Here is a 21833-nt window from a genome sequence, read left to right as displayed (position 1 = left end):
AAGAATTTTCAAGCTTATAAGGAGAAACAATGGAAAATAGAATAAAAGCTCGATTAAGAAAACATGATTTTGTCATTAAAATGATAGAAGAATTTCTTATAGAAGATATTAAAAAACTTGCTGAAATAATTGTAGATGGATATAAAAAAGGCAACAAAGTTATATTATTTGGAAATGGTGGCAGTGCCGCTGATGCCCAACATATTACCGCAGAACTTGTAGGAAGATTTCTAAAAGAGAGACGTGGTATTCCAGCTATTTCATTAACCACAAATACTTCTAATCTTACATCTATATCTAATGATTATGGCTTTGAAGAGGTATATGCAAGACAAATAGAAGCTATAATGAATAAAGGAGATATTGTTATAGGAATAACAACATCTGGAGACTCACCTAATATTATAAAAGGATTAGAAAAGGCAAGAGAACTTGGAGGATATACAGTTGCTTTAACAGGAAAGAACGGAGGAAAAGTTATAAATTTTGCCCACTTTTCCATAATTGTACCTTTTCATATGACTCCTCATATTCAAGAAGCCCATATAACTATTGGTCATATTCTATGTGACCTGATAGAAGAAGCATTATTTCCATCAAAAAAGGTTGCTTGTTTCTTAGATAGAGATGGAACAATTAATATAGACAAGGGTTATGTCCATAAGATAGAAGATTTGGAACTTATTCCTGGAGTTATAGAAGCTTTAAAACTTTTACAAAAAAAGTTCCTTCTGATAATTGTTACCAATCAATCAGGAGTTGAAAGAGGCTACTATACGAAAGAAGATGTAGAAAGGTTTCATAGATATCTATATTACATCCTTTCTAAGGAAGGAGTATATATAGATGATTTTTATTATTGTCCCTATCTGGAAGGAGAATGTAGAAAACCAAATCCAGGTATGCTGTTAGAAGCAGCAAAAGATTGGAATATAGATCTCAAAAATTCTTATATGATTGGGGATAAAACAAGTGATATTGAAGCTGGTAAAAATGCAGGCTGTAAAGCCATAATTATAGGAAAAGAGGATGTAACTGCTGATTACTCTGCTAAAAACTTGATGGAGGCTGCAAAATGGATCTTAAATCAAGACTCATAGAAATTATTAAATCATGGAAAGGGAAAAAAATAGCAGTCATTGGGGATGTAATGTTAGATGAATACATAATAGGAAAAATTGAGAGAATTTCACCAGAAGCTCCCGTTCCCATATTAGAAGTTGAAGAAGAAAGACATGTATTAGGAGGAGCAGCAAATGTGGCAAACAATATTAAAGCTTTAAGTGGGGAACCTATTCTTTTTGGGGTTATTGGAGAAGATCACGGAGGAGAAAAAATTATAAATCTTCTTTCTAATAAAAATATAAAACATATATTAATTACAGATAAAGGAAGACCTACTACATTAAAAACAAGACTTATAGCTTTAAATCAACAAATAGTAAGAATGGACCGAGAGAAAAAATACCCAATAAATAATTATATACAGGAAAAACTCATATCAAAGTTTAAAAAACATATAAATGAAATAGATCTTATAATCCTATCCGATTATGCAAAGGGGGTCTTAACCCCAGAGACAACCCAAAAAATAATAAATATAGCCAAATCTAATAATAAAGAGGTAATTGTAGACCCTAAAGGAAAAGATTTTTCCAAATATGAAAATGCCACCCTTATCACTCCAAATGAGAAAGAAGCAAAAATCGCTACAAATATGGAGGAAGAATGGGATTTAATTAAAGGTGCCCAAAAACTCATGGAGATAATTAAAGGAAAAGGAATAGTTATAACAAGAGGAGAAAGAGGAATCTTTCTTTTAGAGAATGATAAATTTTTTGAAATTCCTGCCTTAAAATCTGAAGTAAGAGATGTAACAGGGGCTGGAGACACTGTTATATCCGCTCTATCATTAAGTTTATCCGCAGGTACAGATATCCTTTCTGCATGTATAATTGCTAATTTTGCCGCAGGCTGTGTAGTGAGAAAATTTGGTACAAGCACCTTATCAACTGATGAACTAATCGCAATAATACCTGAAAAAATTGAAATTAAGAATAACCATGTTATCTTCTGATAGAAAAATTAAAAAAATTGAAGAACTAAAAGATGTCATCGACATTCACAAAAATCAAGGGAAAATAATAGTCTTTACTAATGGTTGTTTTGAAATTTTACATCCTGGTCACATAAAACTTTTAGAAGAGGCCAAAAATTATGGTGACATTCTCGTAGTGGGTATAAATAGTGATGAGTCTGTTAAAAGAATAAAAGGAGAAAAGAAATTAATATTTGATGAAAAAAGTAGATTAAAAATCATCTCAGCATTAGAATGTGTTGATTATGTTACTCTTTTCAATGAAAATACACCAGAAAATTTAATAGAAATTATAAAGCCTCATATACATGTAAAAGGAGGAGACTATAAAGAAGAAGAATTACCTGAAGCAAAAATTGTTAAAGAATATGGAGGAAAAATAATAATTCTACCTATATTAGAAGATTTCTCTACTACCCAAATAATCCAAAAAATTCTAACTCTCTATAAGAATCATTAATTTTTCCCATACTAAATCAACTGTAATATCCATACAAGATAAGTCATCACAAACTTTATTTCTCTTATCCCATAGACATGGCTCACAAGGAAGGTCTATTTTAGCTATTTGAAATTTAGGATCATCTGGAACAATCTCTTTAGGATTAGTAGGTCCAAATAGGACGACTAAAGGTTTCTTCAATGCTACACCTAAGTGTAGAGGAGCCGAATCCAAACATATCATAGCCTTACTAAAATATATCCACCCTATAAATTCATCCAAACCATCAGGTAATATAAACAATCCATCTTTTATTAATTTTTTTAACTCTTCTATCGTTTCTTCTTCATCTGGACCATAAACAATTACATACGGAAGTTCTTTTTGATTTAATTTTTCAATCAATTCTTTCCATTTTTCAGGAGCCCACCTTCTATCTATACCTCTTCTAATACTCATCTTACTAATTCCAGGATGTATTAATATATAAGAGAAAGGTTCTAAAGAGTACTTTATGAGTTTATTTTTTACTCTATCTTTTATACTCTCTGGTATATCTATCTCAGGCAACGAGAATTCTAAATTCTCATCTAATACTTTTAAAAGCCTAAAATGAACCTTCCCCATATACTCATTTCTTGTAGAAGAAGCCTTATGGGTATATAAAAAGCTCAAAGGATTTTCCATATAACCTACCCTAATAGGAGCTCCTACAAAATACATAAAGATAGGGATAAAAGGAGATTTTCCTGTAGATATACTCAAATCATAAGATTCTCTTCTTAATTTTGCCATAAGATATAATGTTTTAGAAAAAGAAAGTTTTTCCTTTGGATTGAATTCCTCTACATCCATTCCAAGAATATCAAATATTTTTCTTCCTCTTCTCTCAGTTATAATCTTCAACCTTTGAGGATTACATCTCTGAATAACCCCTTTAACCACTGGAAGGAATAAAATTTGATCTCCTAAACCTCCTAAATTAAATAAAAGCACCTTTTTTATTTTTCCATCATATTCAAAAAGATTTAAGAGAATAGCTACAGAAAACCAAAACATTATTTGAGGGTAAGGCCTATACCATATAGTATCTACAATTCCATGAAAAAGAGGAGCAGTAATAGATGAAATAGCTGATATACCCAATATTTTATGTTTCAGATCCCATGTAGAGTATTTTATGAAAAATCTCCTATAAAGATAATAGATCATAAGAAGAAAAACAATAAGGGCTAATATACCACCTTCTATTCCAATTTCTAAAAATAAGTTATAAGAAGCAAGGGCAGTAAATTTAGGCTCCATATAGAAAGCATACACTCTTCTAAAAACGTCATTACCTAAACCTATACCAGTCCAAAAGAAATCCTTAAAAATCTTAAAAGAACGTTCCCAAATTACAATTCTGGTCGCATTAGAAGAGTGTCCCCAAAGGGTAAAAGCAGAGAGAATCCTTTTTTGAAAATAAGAGGACTGGGAGAAAATTCCTACACTAGCCAGTATTACAACAAACAAAAACATCAATAAAATTTTCCTTATATTTCTATTTGCTACCATATAAATTATCTTTAATATCATTATAAAATATAAAGCCATAGATACCAAAAAACCCAAGTATGCTCCTCTTGAATATGTCCAAATAATAGAAAGAAAAGTTAAAATAGCAGTAATTACAGAAATACTCTTTAAGCTAAATATATAAATTGTAGATAATATAAAAGGCATAACTCCTATTAAATAACCACCTAAGAGATTAGGGTTTAGGAGAGTACCATAAACTCTTGTCACTTTCTCTCCCACAAACTCCACATCTTCCCATCCAGCTAATGGTGGGACTTTAATTATCCACTGATAAAGACAATATAAAGAAAGGAAGAACGTAGAAAGAAGAATAGAAAAGAAAGCTCTTTTTATTTTCTCATCATCTTTAAAAACATCTTTAAAGACTAAGAATATGGCAAAATAAACTAAAAACTTTAAATACCCATTAATGGCTGGTATAAGATAAGGAGAAAAGAAAGTTGCAACAAGATTTATAAGAAGAAAAATCACATATATAATAACAAAGGAATTTAAACTTTCAAAAAATTTTTTATCCTTTGAAAGAAAAGTATCAAGAAACCATAAGAAGAAAGCAATAAATATTCCTATAGCAATTTTTCCAGATGATAAAAAAGGAATAAGAAAGAGAAAAAGATATAGATAATATTCAAGAACAAAAGAGATAAGGGGGAAAGAAAAAGATTCAGAGATAACTTTATCAGTTATATCCTTTATAAATAATTCTGCTTTGTTTAATATATAAAAAAGAAAACTTTTTCTCCAAATATCTAAAAGCCTCTCCATATTAATACCTTATTGCCGATACAACTCCCGAAATATCAGCCTTAAAACTCTCCACATTTATACTCATACCAACCTTTACTTTAACCCCAAGAATAACACTATCTTCTGTTACATAACCTTTAGTAGTAAAAGTAATAAGCATATCCACATTAAATGGATTATTCACATCATCTATAAAAGTATATGTGTCATTAAAATTAGGTACCAACATTTTTTTCTCATATATTTTTACATCTTTAACTGTTACCCATGCAAATGGTTGATTCTTTATTCTTATAAAGGCTTTCTCACCTGGTTTAATTACAGATTTATCATTAAGAGGTAAATTTCTAACAATCATGTCAATTTCTATATCCTTTTCCTCCCCCTTCACTCTTGCAAGAGGAGTCCTACCTTCTTTCACTAAAAAAAAGCCTAATATGGCTAAAAATATGACCAAAACCACAAAAAGATCAAAAATATTTATTCTCTTCATAATTTCTACCTCTCCATCTACATAAGTTTATAACTAAAAGATTATACATCACAAATAAAAAAAAGAAAAAGATCTTTAAAAAATTCTTAACACATGCTATAATTTCACTAACACGAGTTAAGTAGGGAGGTGAAAGACTTTAAAAGACAAACCTTCTATAATTTATGGATTTTAAAAAACATATTTTAAGGGGGTATTAAAAAATGAAGAAGCTTCTAATTTTAAGCTTGATTCTTTTATTAGTTTTCACCTTATCTAAAGGAGCAGTTCCTGGCAAAATAACTATCTGGACGTCAGAAGCACAAGTTAAAGGATTAAGAGAAGCTGTTAAACCTTTTGTACAAAAATATGGTATTCAGGTAGAAGTAAATGAGGTAAGTTTTGGAGATATTAAACCCAAATTCATAACTGCTGCACCTACAGGAGAGGGTCCAGACATCATTGTTGGGGCTCATGATTGGGTTGGAGAATTAGTAGTAAATGGCCTTCTTCTTCCAATAGATTTCTTACCACAAAAAGTACTCGATGAATTTACACCTGTCACTTTAAAAGCCATGTCCTATAGGGGAAAATTATATGGAATCCCCTACTCCATGGAAGCAGTAGCCTTAATTTATAATAAAGATTTAGTTCCAAATCCTCCAACTACCTATGAATCCTTAGTTAGGGTGTCTAAAAGTTTAACAAAAGGTGGAATTTATGGATTCCTATATGACTATAATAACTTCTATTTTAGTTTTCCTTTCTTCTCAGCTCTTGGAGGATATGTCTTTAAAGAAACTCCAAATGGATTAGATCCATTGGACATAGGACTTGCAAATGAAGGAGCAATTAAAGGAATCGAAAAATTAGTCAATCTCTTTAAAGAGGGCATCTTAAAACAAGGAGTAGATTACCAAACAACTACCAGTTTATTCTCAGAAGGTAAATTAGGAATGATGATAAATGGTCCATGGGAAATAGATAATATCAAAAAAGCAAAAATAAACTATGGGGTAGCCAAATTACCTAAGATTGATGGAAAACCAATGAGGCCTTTTGTAGGAGTTCAAGGCTTTATGTTAAATTCCAGATCACCCAATCTAGCTATATTAAAAACCTTTGCAATTGAAGTATTAGCCTCTAAAGAATTAGAATTAAAACTCTTTGAGACAGATCCCAGAATATTGGCAAGGAAAGACGCTTATAGAGTAGTATCATCAAATCCAGACATAAAAGCCTTTGGAGCAAGTGCTGCTGATGGAATTCCTATGCCTAATATACCAGAAATGGGGCCTGTATGGAGCTACATGGGTGACGCCCTCACTTTGATAACCTCAGGCAAAAAAGCTCCTGATGTTGCCTTAAAAGAGGCAGTTGCACAGATAAAAGATGCCATACAAAAAGCAAGAAAGTAATAATACACCAAAGGAGGGAGAAATATTTTCTCCCTCCTTCTTTACAGGAGGTAACTCGAAATGAATCTTTATAAGACAATCTTTCATATTTTATACTCTATAGTAATAGCTGTAATAGGGATATTTTTTAGTTATATTATAGGAAATGTAGCAGGACTTATATGGGGTTTAATCTTTTTCATGGTTACTTTCTTCTTTTCTTTATTTGTTTTACATCCTAAAACCTATCCATGGAGATATATAGTACCTGCCTTTCTTTTAATGTTCATATTTATGATTTATCCAATTATTTATACCATCCAAATAGCTTTTACAAATTATGGTACTGGACACATACTCACTAAATCTCAAGTGATTGAACAATTAGAAAAGGAAACTTATTTACCTGAAAATACTCAAAAATATGAATACGCTGTTTATGAAAGTGATAACAAGATTAAAATCTTATTGAAAGATTCCATGGGTAATATATATAAAATTGAAAACAAAAAATTGATATTGATTTCAAAAGATAACTTTCCTTCTGAATATGAAGAATATAAATTAATCTCCCAAGAGAAAAAATTCTCTAAAATTCCCTTACTACAAAATCTTAAATTTGAACTGGAAGATGACTCCTTTCTTCAACTTTCAGACCTTAATCATTTCTCGTTATATAAACAAAGATATGTTTATATTCCAGAGGAAGATGTAATAATAGATAAACTCACTAATGAAAAATTATTTCCAAAGGATGGATTCTTTACAAGACCAAATGGTGAAAAGATAATTCCTGGATTTGTTGAGTTTGTAGGTACAGAAAATTTTGTAAGATTAATAAAGGATGATAGAGTATCTAAGCCCTTCCTTAGAGTGTTTCTATGGACCATTTTTTGGGCAGCAGGAACAACTCTCTTAAACTTTACAGTAGGATTATTTTTAGCATTACTTATGAATGATAAAAATTTAAAATTTAAAGGTATTTATAGAACACTACTTATAGTCCCTTGGGCTATCCCTGCATTTATATCTCTACTTATATGGGTAGGATTACTTAATACAGAAGTAGGAGTAGTGAATAGAATCTTGTTTTCCCTTTTCGGAGTTAAGATACCATGGTTCTTAGAAACTACATGGGCAAGAGTAGCATTGTTTGTGGTAAATTTATGGCTTGGATATCCATATGCTATGACAGTTTGCTTAGGTGCTTTACAAAGTATCCCAGAGGAGCTCTATGAAGCAGCAAAAGTTGATGGAGCAAGCTATTTTCAACAATTAAGAAGTATAACATTACCTCTTCTCCTAACAGCTATTGGTCCTCTTTTAGTTGGAACTTTTGCTTTTAATTTTAACAATTTTAACGTAATATATTTACTTACATCAGGTAAACCTCCTATGTCTGATATCTCCACAGTAGCTGGTACCACTGACATCCTAATTTCTTATACATATAAACTTGCCTTTGAAGGTGGTAGAGGTCAAGACTATGGTTTAGCAGCCACTATATCAATTATCGTATTTATCATAATAGCTTTAATAAGTATATTTAACTTTTGGATTTCTGGTATGTTTAAACGTGAGGTGAGATACGAATGAGAAAAAACAAAATCATACTCCAAATTCCCAAGCATATAATCATTTGGATATTTTTAGTATTCACTTTCTTTCCAGTAGCTTGGACTATCTCTGCATCCATTAGGGCTGGAGGTAGCTTGGTAGGGCAAAAACTTATCCCCGATAATATTACTATAGAACATTATTCCAACCTAAAAGATATTGGCTTTTTTAATTGGATAAAAAATTCCCTTATAGTATCTATAACTACAGCTATACTTACAGTATTTTTTGTTTCCCTTGCTGCCTATGCTTTTTCAAAATTTGAGTTTTGGGGTAAAAAATATTCTCTTCTCACCTTATTAATACTTCAAATGTTTCCTGCTATTATGGGAATGGTTGCTGTCTACTTGCTACTTTATCATTTAGGGAAATATCTACCATTTTTAGGTCTTAATACTCTCTCTGGATTGATAATGATATATTTAGGTGGAGGAATACCATATAATATATGGCTTATGAAAGGATTTTTTGATAGTATTCCAGATTCTCTTGAAGAATCTGCATTAATAGATGGTGCCACAAGATTTCAAGCCTATTACAAGATAATTTTACCTCTTTCTACACCTATTTTGTCAGTTGTAGCTATAACCTCCTTTATTGGAACATATTCTGATTTCCTTTTAGCAAGTATTGTATTAAAGGATCCATCCAAATATACTTTTGCTGTTGGCTTAAGAAATTTTATATCAGGAATGTATGATGTAAGATGGGGGGATTTTGCTGCAGCATCGATAGTTGGAGCATTACCTATTGTCATTATGTTTTTAGCTCTTCAAAACTTGATTGTATCTGGTTTAACTCGTGGGGCTGTCAAGGAGTAAGGTAGGTTTACCTACCTTACTCTCCCAAGTAATGATATAATAAACAGAAAACAAATTTCTTGGGGGTGTATATGAAAAAAGCTATAATAATTTTAGTCTTATTTATTATCCCTCTTTTCTCAATAATAATAGCTGAAGATATATCCTTAACCATACAAGGAAAAGAAGTAAAAGGAGAAAATATAGATGGATTAATCTTTTATATATCCAAAATTGACAAATTAGAAGCTTTACCTTTTGATTCTTCTAATATAAAGCCAGAGAAAAACCATGTCTTTTATATCTTTGAAATATATGTGCTAAACAAAACAAATAAAGAATTATTAATAAAACACGATAATTTTCGTCTTATAAATGATGATGGAATTAAAATTCCTATTAGTACATTAGGAGCTATTTATTATGGTTTAAGGGGGCAAGAAGTATTTTTCATGAGGTATATAAAACCTAACGAGATGAAATCTGGTCTCCTCATATTTGAATTAAATAAAAACAATACACCTTATAAGTTAAAAATCTTAGACATTCCTAATAAGGGAAAAAACTATACTATCTCCTTGAAGATTTAGCTCTATATAAGTCAGGTACGAACTTTTAGTATCTATTAAAATCTTTCCCATATCTCTAAAGGGAAGAAGATCTTGGAGGCTACCTTCAGGCAATATAAAATCAAAGCCATCCAATATATCTTTATGCTTAAAAATATCAAAAATCATATTTATAATCCTTTTATCTTCTACCTTTATAACTCCATATTTATACTTTAAGGCAAACTGCAAATCTTTCATTTCTTTTCCACAGTATATGCATTTAAACTTATAGTTATATAAAATTACTTGATATGAAGCCTTTCCACAGAAAAAACATATAACTCTACCCTCTTCGTCTATCATATTTATAAAAGATGGTTTCTCTTTAATTTTCTTTTCACCAAATGACCTTCTCAAAAACCAGAAATCTTGTTTTTTATACTGCAAAAACCTATCTCTTACATAAATATCAGACAAATTTCCTTTTATAACTTCTTCTTCAAGTTTATATACTTCTGAGATCTTCTTCAAAAATTTTTCTCTATATGCTTTGGCAATTAAGGAAGCTACTCTCACTTCTATAAACTTATTTTCTGAATCAGAAATAGTAATAACTTCAGCCCCCTTTTCTTTAACATGCTGTAAATATTTATTAAGAATATTACCTATACCATAATCATCAATTACAATCCTTAAGTCTTCAAAAGGTACATTATAAATAAGATTTTTCAATAGTTTCTCATATCCCAGATCCATCAACATATTTATATTAAATCTATCTATTTCCCTTGGCATTATAAGATCAATCTTATATTTTAGATCTTCTATTGAATTCAGAGAAAAAAGCAATTTTTCCCAATATTCATAATTATGTTTTTTCTTGGTATCAGAAGTACTAAATTCTAAAGAAATATTTTTCAGAATTTCCTTAGGTACCATTACTCCTGCAAGTACAAGTGGCCCAAAAGGCTCCCCTTTTCCCGTCTCATCAAATCCCAACAAATAATTCTTTAAATTATCACTTTCACTCTTTATTATGGAATCTATTAATTCCCAAATTCTCCATATCTCATTAGAAGGAGTGCTGTAAAGCTTATTAGATGAATAGTATATAAATATACTATTTCCTAATCTTATCCTCCAAATCTCATAAATACTTTTAGGATTTTCCTCTATTCCCCCTCTTTTTATGAGCTCTTCCTTTATTTTTTCTGCCTTTTCTCTGGTTACAACCCATGTACTTCCATACACCTTTAATCTTCCTCTATTACAGGAATTCTCTTTATATTAGGATCTGTAAATATATCATATTCATCAGAATTTCTTGTAGAAAATTCTGAAACAATAGCTCCTTCATCTCCTGCCTGAAACCAATGAGGGGTATTAGGATATAAAGTATATTGTTCACCAGGATTTAACTCAATCTCATGCCAAACTGTAAAATATCTTCTCTTATCTTCTGGAATAATAGCCTTTGGATTTCTTGTTGGTTCTCCAGGAACATAAAGATAAACCTTTCCCCATCTACATCTAAAAGTCTCTTCTTTACCTAAATCTCCATTAAATGGGGGATGTCTATGTTCGGGACATGTTTGGCGAGGAAACAAAATAAGTTCTTTTGCACAAACCCTCTCAGTACTCACATATGTAAGTATTTGAAGTCCAAAAACAGACAACATTCCTAAACCAAAATCAGCCACTTCAATCTTTCTCTTTTCTTCCTCCGTAATTACTATATGGGCTTTTTCCAAAAAAGAAATGGCTTTCTCTCTTGCCTTATCATATTCACTTCTTTTCATAATCAACCTCCTGAATCTATTTATTTAAACTCTTATAAAGTTTCTTAAACTCCTTAATAAGCTCAGATGTTATTCTGCCAAACCCATATCTTACTTCAATATAAATATTTCTCATTCTTTTCAATGAATTATCATTAAAAAGATCAGAGGTCTTCTTATAGACATCGTAAGTAGTATCAGAATATCTAATATCAGCCCCCATTTCTCTACTATCTAAAAGGTATTTTCTGTAGTATTCTCTAATAGGATTAAGATTATCCCTACCAAAAAGATTTTGAAGCATCTTTATTGGATTCAAAGAGGGGAATATAAATTCTTTTTCTTCTATATAGTTTTCTTCTTTTTTATACGTTCTATAAAATCTCTTCATTACCCAATATATAATTAAAATTAGTGTTACCGTTACAAAGATATAAAATGACACAATTATAATCTTATCTAATAAATCGGAAGTTATATGTCTCCTCTCCCAAAGGAATTTGAGGAATTTATTTATCTCGGGATTCATATTCATAATTTCTCTTGAAGATCTTCCAATTAATCCTCTGTTAGCCATAAAGGAGATAATAAAGTAAATTATTTTACCTATCACATATCCGATAATAATAAAGATAACTGAAATTAAAGTTATAAAAATGAAATAAATAAAAGAGAAAACATAACTTGCTACCCAAAACAATTTATCTCTCACAAAAGGTATACTCAAAAGCATAGAGAAAACAAGAATAGCCAAGGCATATCTAATATTTAAGGACATAAGATTTTTATCTTCCGGTTTATGCTCTAAATATCTTAAAGTTCTTAGCAGAATTATGCTTGATATAAAATACATCAACAAGGATGATGATACTACACTTTCTAAAATAATAAACTTAATAGTACTTATATATCTCATAGCGAAAGTTGTAAGAAATAATAATAAAGCTAAGGGATAGGTTTTATTAAAATGCTCTAAAACTGAGCCATACGTAACATCCCTTTGGGTATAAAGAAGAAATAAAGTTAATCCTCCTAAAATTAACAAAAACAATTTCTCATATATGAAAATTGGGACAAACAAAAGCAGTAGGAAAGGGAGAAAGATAAGTTTTTTAAATCTCCTCTTAATAATAACTCCACAAAGTAAAACAAAAACTAAGGAAAGATATGAAATATAATATATCTTAAGGTTGTAAAGCAGAATAATAGCTGTACCTATCAAAGAAAAAAGAAAAGAAATTCTTGCTAATAAATCAAGAAATATAAGCCACATTTTTATCCTTTTTAACCTCATATTTCAATATTCTTTCTGAAAGATAAGGAAAATTATCACTATTTATGGATATGACAATCACTTTTGTGAATTCTGTATCTAAAGAATTTATAATAGGAATATACTCTTTCAACACATAAGGAGTAATTATAACAAATGTAGAAATAAGTAAATTTCCTGTTCTAAAAAATCTCTTTATGGTCTCTTCAAAAGGTAAATTAACATTATAAGAAACCCTTCCTAAATACTCTAACAGCAAATATAGATGAGCCTCTCCTATCCCAGGATATATAGTGTTTTCATCCCTTGAAAGTCCATAAATCAAGGAATTAGTAGAAAAGCCAAAAGGAATCTTCTTCTCGTTAAAAGCTTCAGCTACTCCTCTCGCTATAGATATACATTTCTCAATACCTTCTTCATCCATATTAAACCAATAGGGCTTTGAGCATTCTACATTAAGAAGAATCATAACATTGTTTTCAAAGGTAAAATCAAAATTTTTAACCAATAATTCTCCATGTTTTAAGGACAAAGGCCAATGAATTGTTTTAGAAGGTTCTCTACCAGTATATTCCTTTACTCCTATTATCATGGTTGGATCTTCAATAATCCATCTCTTAACCGATATATCTCCATGATAATCTCCATAAGGTATTAAACCCTCTTCCATATCCATCTTCTTAGGTAACACAACAATATCTTGCATATAATTTAAAGATTTAGTCTTAACCTTAAGCCCAAAAAAATCTCCCCCTAAAATCTCCACATTACCAAAAATATATCTTCCTCTTTTATAACATGTAGCCAAATACTTTCTTCTTATCCTTTGAAAAGGTAGTATAAAAAAAGTCATAGTATGATATAGAAAATTCTTCGTTCTTATCTTATCAACTTTAAACTTATAATCTAATGTTCCTGGAAGTTCCTCCACTACTTGCAAGAAAGTAACCGGTATAATTTTTTTGTTTTCTATTACAATTTCAATGAAAAACTCTTCTCCTGGTTCTATTAATTTTTTTGAAAAATATCTATGAAAGCTGAGACCTTCTAAAACATAATATTTAGAAAGCTCATTTATTATTAACCCTATAAGAATGACAAAAAATAAAATATAAATCAAGGTTAAATCTCCTCTACAGGTACTTTTATAGTTTCTAATAAGTTATTTATTACCTCATATATGTCTTTACTCTTCGAAGCCCCAATAGTGATTATACGGTGATTGAGAATGAAAGGAGCCAAATATTTTATATCCTCAGGAATAATATAATCCCTTCCATTAAATAATGCAAAAACCTGACTTGCTTTAAACAAAGCTACGCTTCCTCTTGGACTTACTCCAAGAAGTATAGATTCTGATTTTCTTGTTGAATCTATAATATCTAAGAGATAATCCATAACTTCTTTTGAAACCCTAACATTAATAAAATTCTCTCTTAAATAATTTATCTCATCAGTATCTACCACAGTTTCTATATCCTCAAGCATATCCCTTTTCTTGTTTCTATTTATTATCTCTATTTCTTCTTCTCTATTGGGATATCCTATCTTTATTCTCATAAAAAATCTATCTAATTCAGCTTCTGGTAGAGGGAAAGTACCATAAGTTTCAACTGGATTTTGGGTTGCAAGAACCATAAAAGGATCAGGAAGTCTTCTTGTGACACCATCAACCGTTACTTGTTTTTCCTCCATAGCTTCTAATAAGCTTGATTGAGTCCTTGGAGTTGCCCTATTAATCTCATCAGCTAAGATTATATTGGCAAATAATGGACCCGGTCTAAATTCAAATTCTCCCTTTTTTTGATTATAAAAATTTATACCTGTAAGATCTGACGGTAAAAGATCAGGAGTAAATTGTATTCTTTTAAAGCTTCCTCCTATTGTCTTCGCAAAAGCTTTAACCATTAGAGTTTTACCAAGGCCGGGAACATCTTCTATCAACACATGTCCCCCACAAATAAATGCAACCGCTATTAGCTCTATTATTTTCTCTTTGCCAACAATAACCCTTGAAACGTTTTTCACCACTTTTTCTTTAAAATCTATGTATTTTTCTATATCCATTGAAATTATCCTCCCATTATTTAGGTTCTTTTACTTTTTATTTTATCACTCTTTTAATATTAGGAGAATAAATTTTTTGAAGAATTAATCTTTTTCTAATAACACAATGTTTTCTACATGAAATGTATGAGGAAACATATCTACAGGTTGAACTTCTTTAACCCTATATCCAGAATTTACAAGAACATTTATATCGCGAGCCAAGGTTGAGGGATAACAGGATATGTAAATGATTTGCTTAACATTACTATTTATAATCGCATCCAAAAGAATCTTATCACATCCTTTTCTTGGTGGATCTAAAACCACTGCATCAGGAATTTTACCTTCAGAGATTAACCTGGGAATAACCTCTTCTGATCTACCCCAAATAAATTCTACATTTTTAACCTTGTTTATTCTGGTGTTTTTCCACGCATCTTCTATGGCTGATCTTTCTATCTCAATTCCATACACTTTTTTGGCCTTTTTAGATAAAAATAAAGATATAGTACCAATTCCACAATAAGCATCAAAAACTAAATTGCTATCTTCTGATAAATATTCTACAGCTTTACTATATAGTTTTTCTGTTTGTATCGAATTTACCTGAAAGAAAGAAACGGGAGAAATTTCAAAAATAAAACCCCCTATTTTGTCCTTTATGACCTCTTCTCCCCATATGAGTCTTGATTCCTCTCCAAATATCTCATTTGTACGCTTTGGATTAATATTAATATAAAATGATCTTAAATTTGGATGTTTGAATTTAAAATATCTTGCAATTTTCTTAGCATTATTAAGCATCTTCTTTGAAACTAAAATAACCATTAATTCATCAAAGGCAAAGGATCTGCGAGCTACCATAAATCTAATTTCTCCTTTGTGTTCTAATTCATTGTATATTTCTATCCTAAATTTCTTTATTGCCTCTTTAACTGTTTCAATAAGTCCGTCAGTATCCTCATGTTGAACTATGCACTTTTTAATATCCACAATATGATGAGTATTAGTTTTATAAAAACCAACTACTATTTTGCCATTTCTTCGCCCAACAGGAATCTTTGCCTTATTTCTATATCTATAAGGGTAATCCATACCAATAACAGGTTTAATATATACATTAACTTTACCAATTCTCTTAAATGTATCCTCAACTATCCTTCTTTTTAAATCCAATTGATATTCATAACTAACATGCATTAAATGGCAACCACCACATCTATAAAAAACATCGCATAGAGGATCAACCCTATGGGTATCTTTTTCAACAAAATCTACAATTTTACCTATAGCATAATCTTTTTTAGCTGTATGAATTCTGATCTTTACTATTTCACTAGGAAGGCCGTAATCAACAAATACCACAAATCCCTCAATATGGGCTATTCCTTGTCCTTGAGAATTAATCCCATCAATTTTTACTATGTATTCTTCCCCTACTTTTACCACTTTACTTAATCTCTAAATCCTCCTTTATCTTTCTATAAGCTAATTTGGCAAGTCCTCCCGCAACATGAGTCTTAAGCTCCTTTTTCTTAAACTCATCCTCAAGAATATCCAATACTATATCTGGATCTGCCTTTAATATATTTCTAACAGTCTGCTTAGTCAGCCCTAAAAATTCTGCAATCTCAGTCTCCGTTTTCATATATCTGTCCCTTAGTACTACTGCATAACATGCTTCAATTAAACTTGGTACCCAAGTAAGATTTCTAAAAAGAATCAATTTCCTTGGTCCCCCCAAAATCTCCAATGTTTTCAAAAAAGTTTTCATAGCAATATTATCAAGCTCATCCTCTTGTAAAGGAATATCTTCACCACTAAGAATTGGCATCTAATTTCACCCCCTTAGAAAGTTCTTTTAAAGATGGTCCTATTCTTACTAAACCATTCCTATCAATTTCAAGAAGAAAAGTATCTGTACTATGTCCACACATTCTACAACCATCTATCCTAAAAAGTCTAACCAGTTCTCCTAAAGGACGCTTATATATTCTTTCCATATATTGGCTACTTATAAGCACCTTTGAAAGTACCATGGTACCATCTACTATATGGGAAATAGCAAAGCCTCCAGCTGCTTCAGCTGAGAACTCTTCTTGGCTTGATCTCTTTTGAGATATAAATATGGCTGTTTGGTACCACTTTTTCATAAAGTTGAAAAGTTGTCTCACTATTACTCTTGCCATCATCTCTTTTGCTTCATATAAACCAGTTATTGAATCAATAACAGTAAATTTTATTTTATATTTTTTAATAGCATGTGCAAGAGTTGCAAGAAGTGTAGGAACATCCTCTCTTAATTTAGAATAAGAAGCTGCATCAATAAAAACTATATTATCGTCTATAACATTTTCCTCTACTCCCATAGCTACAGCTCTTGATTTCATAGATGTAGCCACAAAATGTGCCGGAGACTCTACTGTAATAAAGGCAACTGAATAGCCAAGAGAAGCCTGCTTTATTGCAAATTGTTCCCCCATTAAACTCTTTCCAGTATCTGATATACCAGTCAAATTAAAAACACTATATTGAGGAATACCTCCTAAAGATACAACTTTTGTTTTTCCCTTTTCTATTTTTGTGGTAAAAAATAAATTATCTAATCCCTCAATTCCTGTAGGTACTCCTCTTATCTCTACTGCTCTATCACCTATATCTCTTAAAGATAATATTGCATCTTCTACAACTTCATATTGAGACTGATACACCTTCTCTTCTTTCTCCATAATAATTCCCCCTTAAAAAAATTATTTTTAATTCAAGTCTCAAAAGTAGTATATCATAGAAAAATCCCCTGGGAGGGGAGACCCAGGGGATAGGGTGTTAAAGAGGTTAAAAGGGTTTAAAGTTGAATTAATAGATCAACTAAAAATTGGTTCTTTATCAAAATCTAAGGAATCTATCATTTGTTTAATTATTTTTGCAGAATTCAATAATTCCTCTACTTCCTTTTCAGAAAGTTTTATATTTAATACCTTTTCAATCCCATTTCTATTTATTATAGAAGGCAAACTTAATGGAATATCGTTTATACCTAATATATCTTTATGTACTGAAGATACAGGCAAAATTCTATTTTCATCCCTCAAAATAGCTTCAACAATATTTACTAAAGCTAAGCCTATAGCATAATATGTTGCTCCTTTAAGTTCAATCACCTTATAAGCAGATTCTCTTACTTCTTTCAAAATATTCTCCATAATTTCTTGAGTAAAGCAATTTTTACCACATACAGGACAAAAATCAGATATGTGAATTCCACCAATATGGGTTAAACTCCAAGCTGCAACAGCAGAATCGCCATGTTCACCTATTATATAGGCATTAACTGATCTTGGGTCTACATTACAATGTTGAGAAAGAAGATATGCAAATCTTGAACTATCAAGTACAGTTCCAGAACCTATTACTCTTTGTCTTGGGAAACCAGAAAGCTTATAAGTAACATAAGTAAGTACATCTACTGGATTTGTCACCACCAAGAAAATCCCATTAAATCCAGATTCTAATATTTTTGGAATTAAATCTTTAAATATTTGTAGATTTCTATCAATAAGTTGTAATCTTGTTTCACCAGGTCTTTGCTTTGCTCCTGCAGTAATAACTACTAAATCTGAATCTTTTGCTTCTCTTAATTCTCCAGCCTTTATTATTGTAGGTTTAGTAAAAGATACCCCATGAGAAAGATCCATAGCTTCTCCTAAAGCCCTATTCTTATCTATATCAAACAAAACAATTTCCCTAGCTATACCTCTCTGCATTAAGCTATAAGCAAAAGAAGATCCTACAAAACCCGCCCCTACTATAAATACCTTGTTTCTCATATAATCACCTACCTTTTTAGTCCAAATTCCATATAATAATAACTTAAAAACAATGCAAAGTCAACAATTTTTGTGTTAAAATTATCTAAAAAACAATTAGAAAGGATGGGAGTACAAAATGGACTTATTTGATAAATTTAGAAATATAGGACCTGATCATTTCTTAAATGAAGCAAGAGTAGCTATAGATCAAGGCATTTATCCATTCTTTCTTCCGTTAGAAGAGACAGAAGGTACAGAAGTAGTTATTAATGGTAGAAGATTAATAATGCTTGGTTCTAACAACTATCTTGGTCTAACTACCCATCCCAAAGTAAAAGAAGCAGCTATAAAAGCCATTAAAGAATATGGTACAAGTTGTACTGGATCACGTTTTATGAATGGAACTTTAAAACTTCATAAAGAATTAGAAGAGAAACTTGCAGAATTTCTCCATAAAGAGGCAGCTTTAGTATTTTCTACAGGTTATCAAACCAATTTAGGAACAATATCTGCTTTAATAGGTAAAGGAGATATTGCAATTACAGATAAGGAAGATCATGCTTCTATTATTGATGGATGTAGACTATCTCAGGGAGAAATGAAAAGGTTTAAACATAATGATATGGAGGATTTAGAAAAAGTGCTTGCTTCTTGTCATGACAATGCAGGAAAATTGATAATAGTAGATGGTATATTTTCAATGGCAGGAGATATTGCACCACTCCCCGAAATTATCAAACTCTGTGAAAAATATAATGCCAGGTTGATGGTAGATGATGCCCATTCTATAGGAGTATTGGGTGATCACGGTAGAGGTACTGCTAATTATTTTGGTGTAGAAGATAAAGTAGATATTATAATGGGTACTTTTAGTAAATCTTTTGCCAGTCTTGGAGGTTTTATAGCAGGAGATGAAGACACCATTTTTTATGTACAACATACAGCACGGTCCTTTATATTCTCTGCTAGCATGTCTCCTGCCAATACTGCAGCTGCTTTAGCAGCATTAGAGGTTATGCAAGAAGAACCTGAAAGAATAGAGCATCTATGGAAAATTAGCAATAGAATGAGAGAGGGATTAAAATCTTTAGGTTTTGATATTGGAAATAGCTGTACCCCTATTATACCCATATATATAAGGGATCGATGGAAAACCATATATATGTGGAAAGAGCTTTTTGACTTAGGAGTTTATTGTAACCCTGTACTTCCACCTGGTGTTCCACCTAATCAATCTCTTCTAAGAACAAGTTATATGGCAACTCATACTGAAGATCAAATTGATAGGGCCTTAGAAATTTTTGAAAAGGCAGGGAAAAAACTTGGAATCATCTAAAAACATAAAATTTATAAACTATGCAATAAAAGAATTTATAGATCTACTTGCCTCAAAGGAACCTGCACCTGGAGGAGGAGCTGCAGCAGCCTTAGTTGGAAGTATTGGGGTTGCATTATCATCTATGGTTGCAAATTTAACCATAGGAAAAGAAAAATTTAAAGATAAAGAGGAATTAATGGAAGAAATTGTAGAAAAAAATGAAAAACTACAGAAAGAATTATTAGATCTTATAGAAAAAGATGCTGAAGCCTTTAATAAAGTAGCAGAAGCCTTAAAACTTCCTAAAAATAATCCTGAAGAAAAGGAAAAAAGGAAAGAAATATTAGAAAATACATTAAAAGAAGCATCATTAGTACCCCTTGAAGTCATGAAAAAGAGTTTAGAAGCCCTAAAAATTCTTGAAAATACCTTAGGAAACTCCAACCCTAATGCGGTAAGTGATATTGGTGTAAGCGCCTTATGTCTTAAATCTGCTATTCAGTCCGCTTGGCTTAATGTTAAGATAAATCTTGTTAGTATAAGGGATAAAAATTTTGTTAATGAAATTCAAAGGCAAGCTGAATCTTTATTAGAAGAGGGGATTCAGCTTGCCGACAGAATATACGAAGAGGTAGAAAGTGTTCTTCAAATATCTTAAAATACAAAAGCTGTCTTTACTAATCCATACTTTCCCCTAAGAAAGTTCATCTGTATTGCTTTTTTATACTCATCCAACTTAAAGGTAAGGGTAAGTAGAGGTGATAGATCCAAACCTTCCTTCATTAAAGTAAGAGCTATCTCATAACCTCTTTTTCTCTCTCCTCTAAATATCTCACCACTACTACTATTTGTCCCTGCAACCTTTAATTCTTTAAACCAGACAAAGGTCCAATCCACTTTTTTGGTAATTCCCACCAAACCTACAAATACTGTTTTTCCTCCTTGTTTAGTAAGTCTCAATGCATCATCAATAGAATCATCGCTTCCCACACATTCGAATACTATATCTGCACCTCCAACCACAACAGGCTTTCCTAAAACGGGTTTTAATACTTCACCTCCAGTCATCTCTACAATCTTTTTATATAATTTAGACTTTTCTAATCCTTTAGTATATATAACCTCATCTGCCCCATAATGTTTTGCAAAATCTCCTTGAAATTTATATCTCGCAAGAACTATGATTCTCGCCTTACTTCCTAAAGCTCGCAATGAACTTACAACATTTATTCCTATACTTCCTGCCCCGACCACTAAAACTGTATCTGTATCCTTGGGAAAATTTCTCATAACAGGATGTAATGCAGAACAAAATGCATCTACTAAAATGGCATTCTCATTTGTAATTTTATCTGGCACTTTAAATAATTGAAACTCATGGGCCACATAATATTCTCCCCAGCTTCCTCCTGTATCCCTACATGCTCCAATCATTAGTGCAGGTGATACACTTCCCTTATTAAAATTAAAACATTGAGAAAACTCCCAATTTTGACACTTCTCACAAGGTGGATCTATATCCCTTGCCCTACAAGAGAGAGTTGGATCAGCAATCACTCTATCTCCTACCTCAAAACCCTCCACTTCTTCACCTTTCTCTACAATTACTCCTAAATTTTCATGCCCTATAACAAAAGGAAAAGACGCAAAGGGAGAAGTTGCAGGACTATCATGAAGTTTTATAAGACCAATATCACTCCCACAAATTCCCCCCATAAGAGTTTTTATCTTTACCCACTTAGGTCCTGGAAGTTTTGGCTCTGGAAAATCTCCATATCTTATACATGAAAATACATTATAATAAAAAGAATGGTGAATATTTCCTAAGGTTTTACTTAGCAAATATCGAGGGATACTCTCTTCAAACCATATTGCTTTCATAACAATCCCTCCTAAGTATT

Annotated in this window: 21 protein-coding genes; 9 read left to right on the top strand and 12 right to left on the bottom strand. The window is 31.3% G+C overall.

The window, feature by feature from the left end:
* Positions 1-29 precede the first annotated feature (29 nt).
* The 3 genes from gmhB to rfaE2 are packed head-to-tail and all read left to right on the top strand — an operon-like array spanning position 30 to position 2558.
* Positions 30-1100, top strand: coding sequence for a D-glycero-beta-D-manno-heptose 1,7-bisphosphate 7-phosphatase (gene gmhB, locus ACY3JM_RS03910; RefSeq protein ID WP_463082488.1), 1071 nt, complete (start codon positions 30-32; stop codon positions 1098-1100).
* A complete protein-coding gene (gene rfaE1, locus ACY3JM_RS03905; protein ID WP_463082489.1) occupies positions 1076-2077 on the top strand; it encodes a D-glycero-beta-D-manno-heptose-7-phosphate kinase in 1002 nt (333 codons plus the stop codon). The genes gmhB and rfaE1 overlap by 25 nt, the downstream gene beginning before the upstream one ends.
* The gene (gene rfaE2, locus ACY3JM_RS03900) at positions 2064-2558 is read left to right on the top strand and encodes a D-glycero-beta-D-manno-heptose 1-phosphate adenylyltransferase (RefSeq protein ID WP_463111801.1); all 495 of its coding nucleotides are present in this window, start codon (positions 2064-2066) and stop codon (positions 2556-2558) included. The genes rfaE1 and rfaE2 overlap by 14 nt, the downstream gene beginning before the upstream one ends.
* Here rfaE2 and ACY3JM_RS03895 read toward each other — a convergent pair.
* A complete protein-coding gene (locus tag ACY3JM_RS03895; protein ID WP_463111747.1) occupies positions 2535-4886 on the bottom strand; it encodes a glycosyltransferase family 9 protein in 2352 nt (783 codons plus the stop codon). The two genes, rfaE2 and ACY3JM_RS03895, sit on opposite strands and share 24 nt — an antisense overlap.
* Before the next feature lies 1 nt (position 4887).
* Positions 4888-5364, bottom strand: a complete 477-nt coding sequence (locus tag ACY3JM_RS03890; RefSeq protein WP_463083645.1) for a DUF4330 domain-containing protein — start codon at positions 5362-5364, stop codon at positions 4888-4890.
* Between the two features lie 200 nt (positions 5365-5564).
* On the opposite strand from ACY3JM_RS03890, the gene malE reads away from it, so the two are divergent.
* The 4 genes from malE (at position 5565) to ACY3JM_RS03870 (ending at position 9744) form a co-directional block, all read left to right on the top strand.
* A complete protein-coding gene (gene malE, locus ACY3JM_RS03885) occupies positions 5565-6758 on the top strand; it encodes a maltose/maltodextrin ABC transporter substrate-binding protein MalE (RefSeq protein WP_463082491.1) in 1194 nt (397 codons plus the stop codon).
* A 60-nt stretch (positions 6759-6818) separates the two neighbouring features.
* Positions 6819-8333 carry a maltose ABC transporter permease MalF gene (gene malF, locus ACY3JM_RS03880; RefSeq protein ID WP_463082492.1) on the top strand — a complete coding sequence of 505 codons (1515 nt, stop codon included), beginning with the start codon at positions 6819-6821 and terminating at the stop codon, positions 8331-8333.
* Positions 8330-9175, top strand: coding sequence for a sugar ABC transporter permease (locus ACY3JM_RS03875; protein ID WP_463082493.1), 846 nt, complete (start codon positions 8330-8332; stop codon positions 9173-9175). Before malF ends, ACY3JM_RS03875 begins: the two co-directional genes overlap by 4 nt.
* Positions 9176-9246: 71 nt before the next feature.
* Positions 9247-9744, top strand: a complete 498-nt coding sequence (locus tag ACY3JM_RS03870; RefSeq protein WP_463082494.1) for a DUF4352 domain-containing protein — start codon at positions 9247-9249, stop codon at positions 9742-9744.
* Here the strand turns inward: ACY3JM_RS03870 and ACY3JM_RS03865 are convergent.
* The 9 genes from ACY3JM_RS03865 to ACY3JM_RS03825 all read right to left on the bottom strand — a co-directional run bounded on the left by ACY3JM_RS03865 (position 9694) and on the right by ACY3JM_RS03825 (position 18632).
* Positions 9694-10956, bottom strand: a complete 1263-nt coding sequence (locus ACY3JM_RS03865) for a ribonuclease HII (RefSeq protein WP_463111746.1) — start codon at positions 10954-10956, stop codon at positions 9694-9696. The two genes, ACY3JM_RS03870 and ACY3JM_RS03865, sit on opposite strands and share 51 nt — an antisense overlap.
* 2 nt (positions 10957-10958) lie before the next feature.
* The gene (locus ACY3JM_RS03860; RefSeq protein WP_463082496.1) at positions 10959-11504 is read right to left on the bottom strand and encodes a D-lyxose/D-mannose family sugar isomerase; all 546 of its coding nucleotides are present in this window, start codon (positions 11502-11504) and stop codon (positions 10959-10961) included.
* Between the two features lie 16 nt (positions 11505-11520).
* A complete protein-coding gene (locus tag ACY3JM_RS03855; protein WP_463082497.1) occupies positions 11521-12756 on the bottom strand; it encodes a hypothetical protein in 1236 nt (411 codons plus the stop codon).
* Complete coding sequence (locus ACY3JM_RS03850) at positions 12737-13876, bottom strand: DUF58 domain-containing protein (RefSeq protein ID WP_463082498.1); 1140 nt, start codon at positions 13874-13876, stop codon at positions 12737-12739. Before ACY3JM_RS03850 ends, ACY3JM_RS03855 begins: the two co-directional genes overlap by 20 nt.
* Before the next feature lie 2 nt (positions 13877-13878).
* Positions 13879-14823: an AAA family ATPase gene (locus tag ACY3JM_RS03845; protein WP_463082499.1), complete on the bottom strand. Its 945-nt coding sequence runs from the start codon at positions 14821-14823 to the stop codon at positions 13879-13881.
* An 84-nt stretch (positions 14824-14907) separates the two neighbouring features.
* Entirely contained in the window at positions 14908-16254 is a 1347-nt protein-coding gene (gene rlmD / locus ACY3JM_RS03840; protein WP_463082500.1) for a 23S rRNA (uracil(1939)-C(5))-methyltransferase RlmD, read from the bottom strand.
* A gap of 1 nt (position 16255) precedes the next feature.
* On the bottom strand, positions 16256-16639 hold the full coding sequence (locus ACY3JM_RS03835; RefSeq protein WP_463082501.1) for a regulatory domain protein: 384 nt from the start codon (positions 16637-16639) through the stop codon (positions 16256-16258).
* On the bottom strand, positions 16626-17534 hold the full coding sequence (locus ACY3JM_RS03830; RefSeq protein ID WP_463082502.1) for a KaiC domain-containing protein: 909 nt from the start codon (positions 17532-17534) through the stop codon (positions 16626-16628). The genes ACY3JM_RS03835 and ACY3JM_RS03830 overlap by 14 nt, the downstream gene beginning before the upstream one ends.
* Before the next feature lie 135 nt (positions 17535-17669).
* A complete protein-coding gene (locus ACY3JM_RS03825; protein ID WP_463111745.1) occupies positions 17670-18632 on the bottom strand; it encodes an L-lactate dehydrogenase in 963 nt (320 codons plus the stop codon).
* Between the two features lie 118 nt (positions 18633-18750).
* Between ACY3JM_RS03825 and ACY3JM_RS03820 the strand changes: the two genes are divergently transcribed.
* A complete protein-coding gene (locus ACY3JM_RS03820; protein ID WP_463111744.1) occupies positions 18751-19950 on the top strand; it encodes an aminotransferase class I/II-fold pyridoxal phosphate-dependent enzyme in 1200 nt (399 codons plus the stop codon).
* On the top strand, positions 19937-20590 hold the full coding sequence (locus tag ACY3JM_RS03815) for a cyclodeaminase/cyclohydrolase family protein (RefSeq protein WP_463082505.1): 654 nt from the start codon (positions 19937-19939) through the stop codon (positions 20588-20590). Before ACY3JM_RS03820 ends, ACY3JM_RS03815 begins: the two co-directional genes overlap by 14 nt.
* Here ACY3JM_RS03815 and ACY3JM_RS03810 read toward each other — a convergent pair.
* Positions 20587-21813: a zinc-dependent alcohol dehydrogenase gene (locus ACY3JM_RS03810; RefSeq protein WP_463082506.1), complete on the bottom strand. Its 1227-nt coding sequence runs from the start codon at positions 21811-21813 to the stop codon at positions 20587-20589. The two genes, ACY3JM_RS03815 and ACY3JM_RS03810, sit on opposite strands and share 4 nt — an antisense overlap.
* Between the last annotated feature and the right edge of the window lie 20 nt (positions 21814-21833).

Source organism: Dictyoglomus sp. SSW (assembly GCF_055181335.1).
The sequence above is the reverse complement of the archived record's forward strand: the minus strand, read 5'-3'. Positions and strand labels throughout refer to the sequence as shown.

Bases quoted from the DNA above. Each gene is read 5' to 3' on its own strand.
- ACY3JM_RS03835 (WP_463082501.1), bottom strand. From the start codon at position 16,639: ATGCCAATTCTTAGTGGTGAAGATATTCCTTTACAAGAGGATGAGCTT.
- malE (WP_463082491.1), top strand. From the start codon at position 5,565: ATGAAGAAGCTTCTAATTTTAAGCTTGATTCTTTTATTAGTTTTCACC.
- ACY3JM_RS03860 (WP_463082496.1), bottom strand. From the start codon at position 11,504: ATGAAAAGAAGTGAATATGATAAGGCAAGAGAGAAAGCCATTTCTTTT.
- ACY3JM_RS03830 (WP_463082502.1), bottom strand. From the start codon at position 17,534: ATGGAGAAAGAAGAGAAGGTGTATCAGTCTCAATATGAAGTTGTAGAA.
- rfaE2 (WP_463111801.1), top strand. From the start codon at position 2,064: ATGTTATCTTCTGATAGAAAAATTAAAAAAATTGAAGAACTAAAAGAT.
- ACY3JM_RS03810 (WP_463082506.1), bottom strand. From the start codon at position 21,813: ATGAAAGCAATATGGTTTGAAGAGAGTATCCCTCGATATTTGCTAAGT.
- ACY3JM_RS03895 (WP_463111747.1), bottom strand. From the start codon at position 4,886: ATGGAGAGGCTTTTAGATATTTGGAGAAAAAGTTTTCTTTTTTATATA.
- ACY3JM_RS03825 (WP_463111745.1), bottom strand. From the start codon at position 18,632: ATGAGAAACAAGGTATTTATAGTAGGGGCGGGTTTTGTAGGATCTTCT.
- ACY3JM_RS03820 (WP_463111744.1), top strand. From the start codon at position 18,751: ATGGACTTATTTGATAAATTTAGAAATATAGGACCTGATCATTTCTTA.
- malF (WP_463082492.1), top strand. From the start codon at position 6,819: ATGAATCTTTATAAGACAATCTTTCATATTTTATACTCTATAGTAATA.
- rfaE1 (WP_463082489.1), top strand. From the start codon at position 1,076: ATGGATCTTAAATCAAGACTCATAGAAATTATTAAATCATGGAAAGGG.
- ACY3JM_RS03855 (WP_463082497.1), bottom strand. From the start codon at position 12,756: ATGTGGCTTATATTTCTTGATTTATTAGCAAGAATTTCTTTTCTTTTT.
- ACY3JM_RS03845 (WP_463082499.1), bottom strand. From the start codon at position 14,823: ATGGATATAGAAAAATACATAGATTTTAAAGAAAAAGTGGTGAAAAAC.
- ACY3JM_RS03870 (WP_463082494.1), top strand. From the start codon at position 9,247: ATGAAAAAAGCTATAATAATTTTAGTCTTATTTATTATCCCTCTTTTC.
- ACY3JM_RS03875 (WP_463082493.1), top strand. From the start codon at position 8,330: ATGAGAAAAAACAAAATCATACTCCAAATTCCCAAGCATATAATCATT.
- gmhB (WP_463082488.1), top strand. From the start codon at position 30: ATGGAAAATAGAATAAAAGCTCGATTAAGAAAACATGATTTTGTCATT.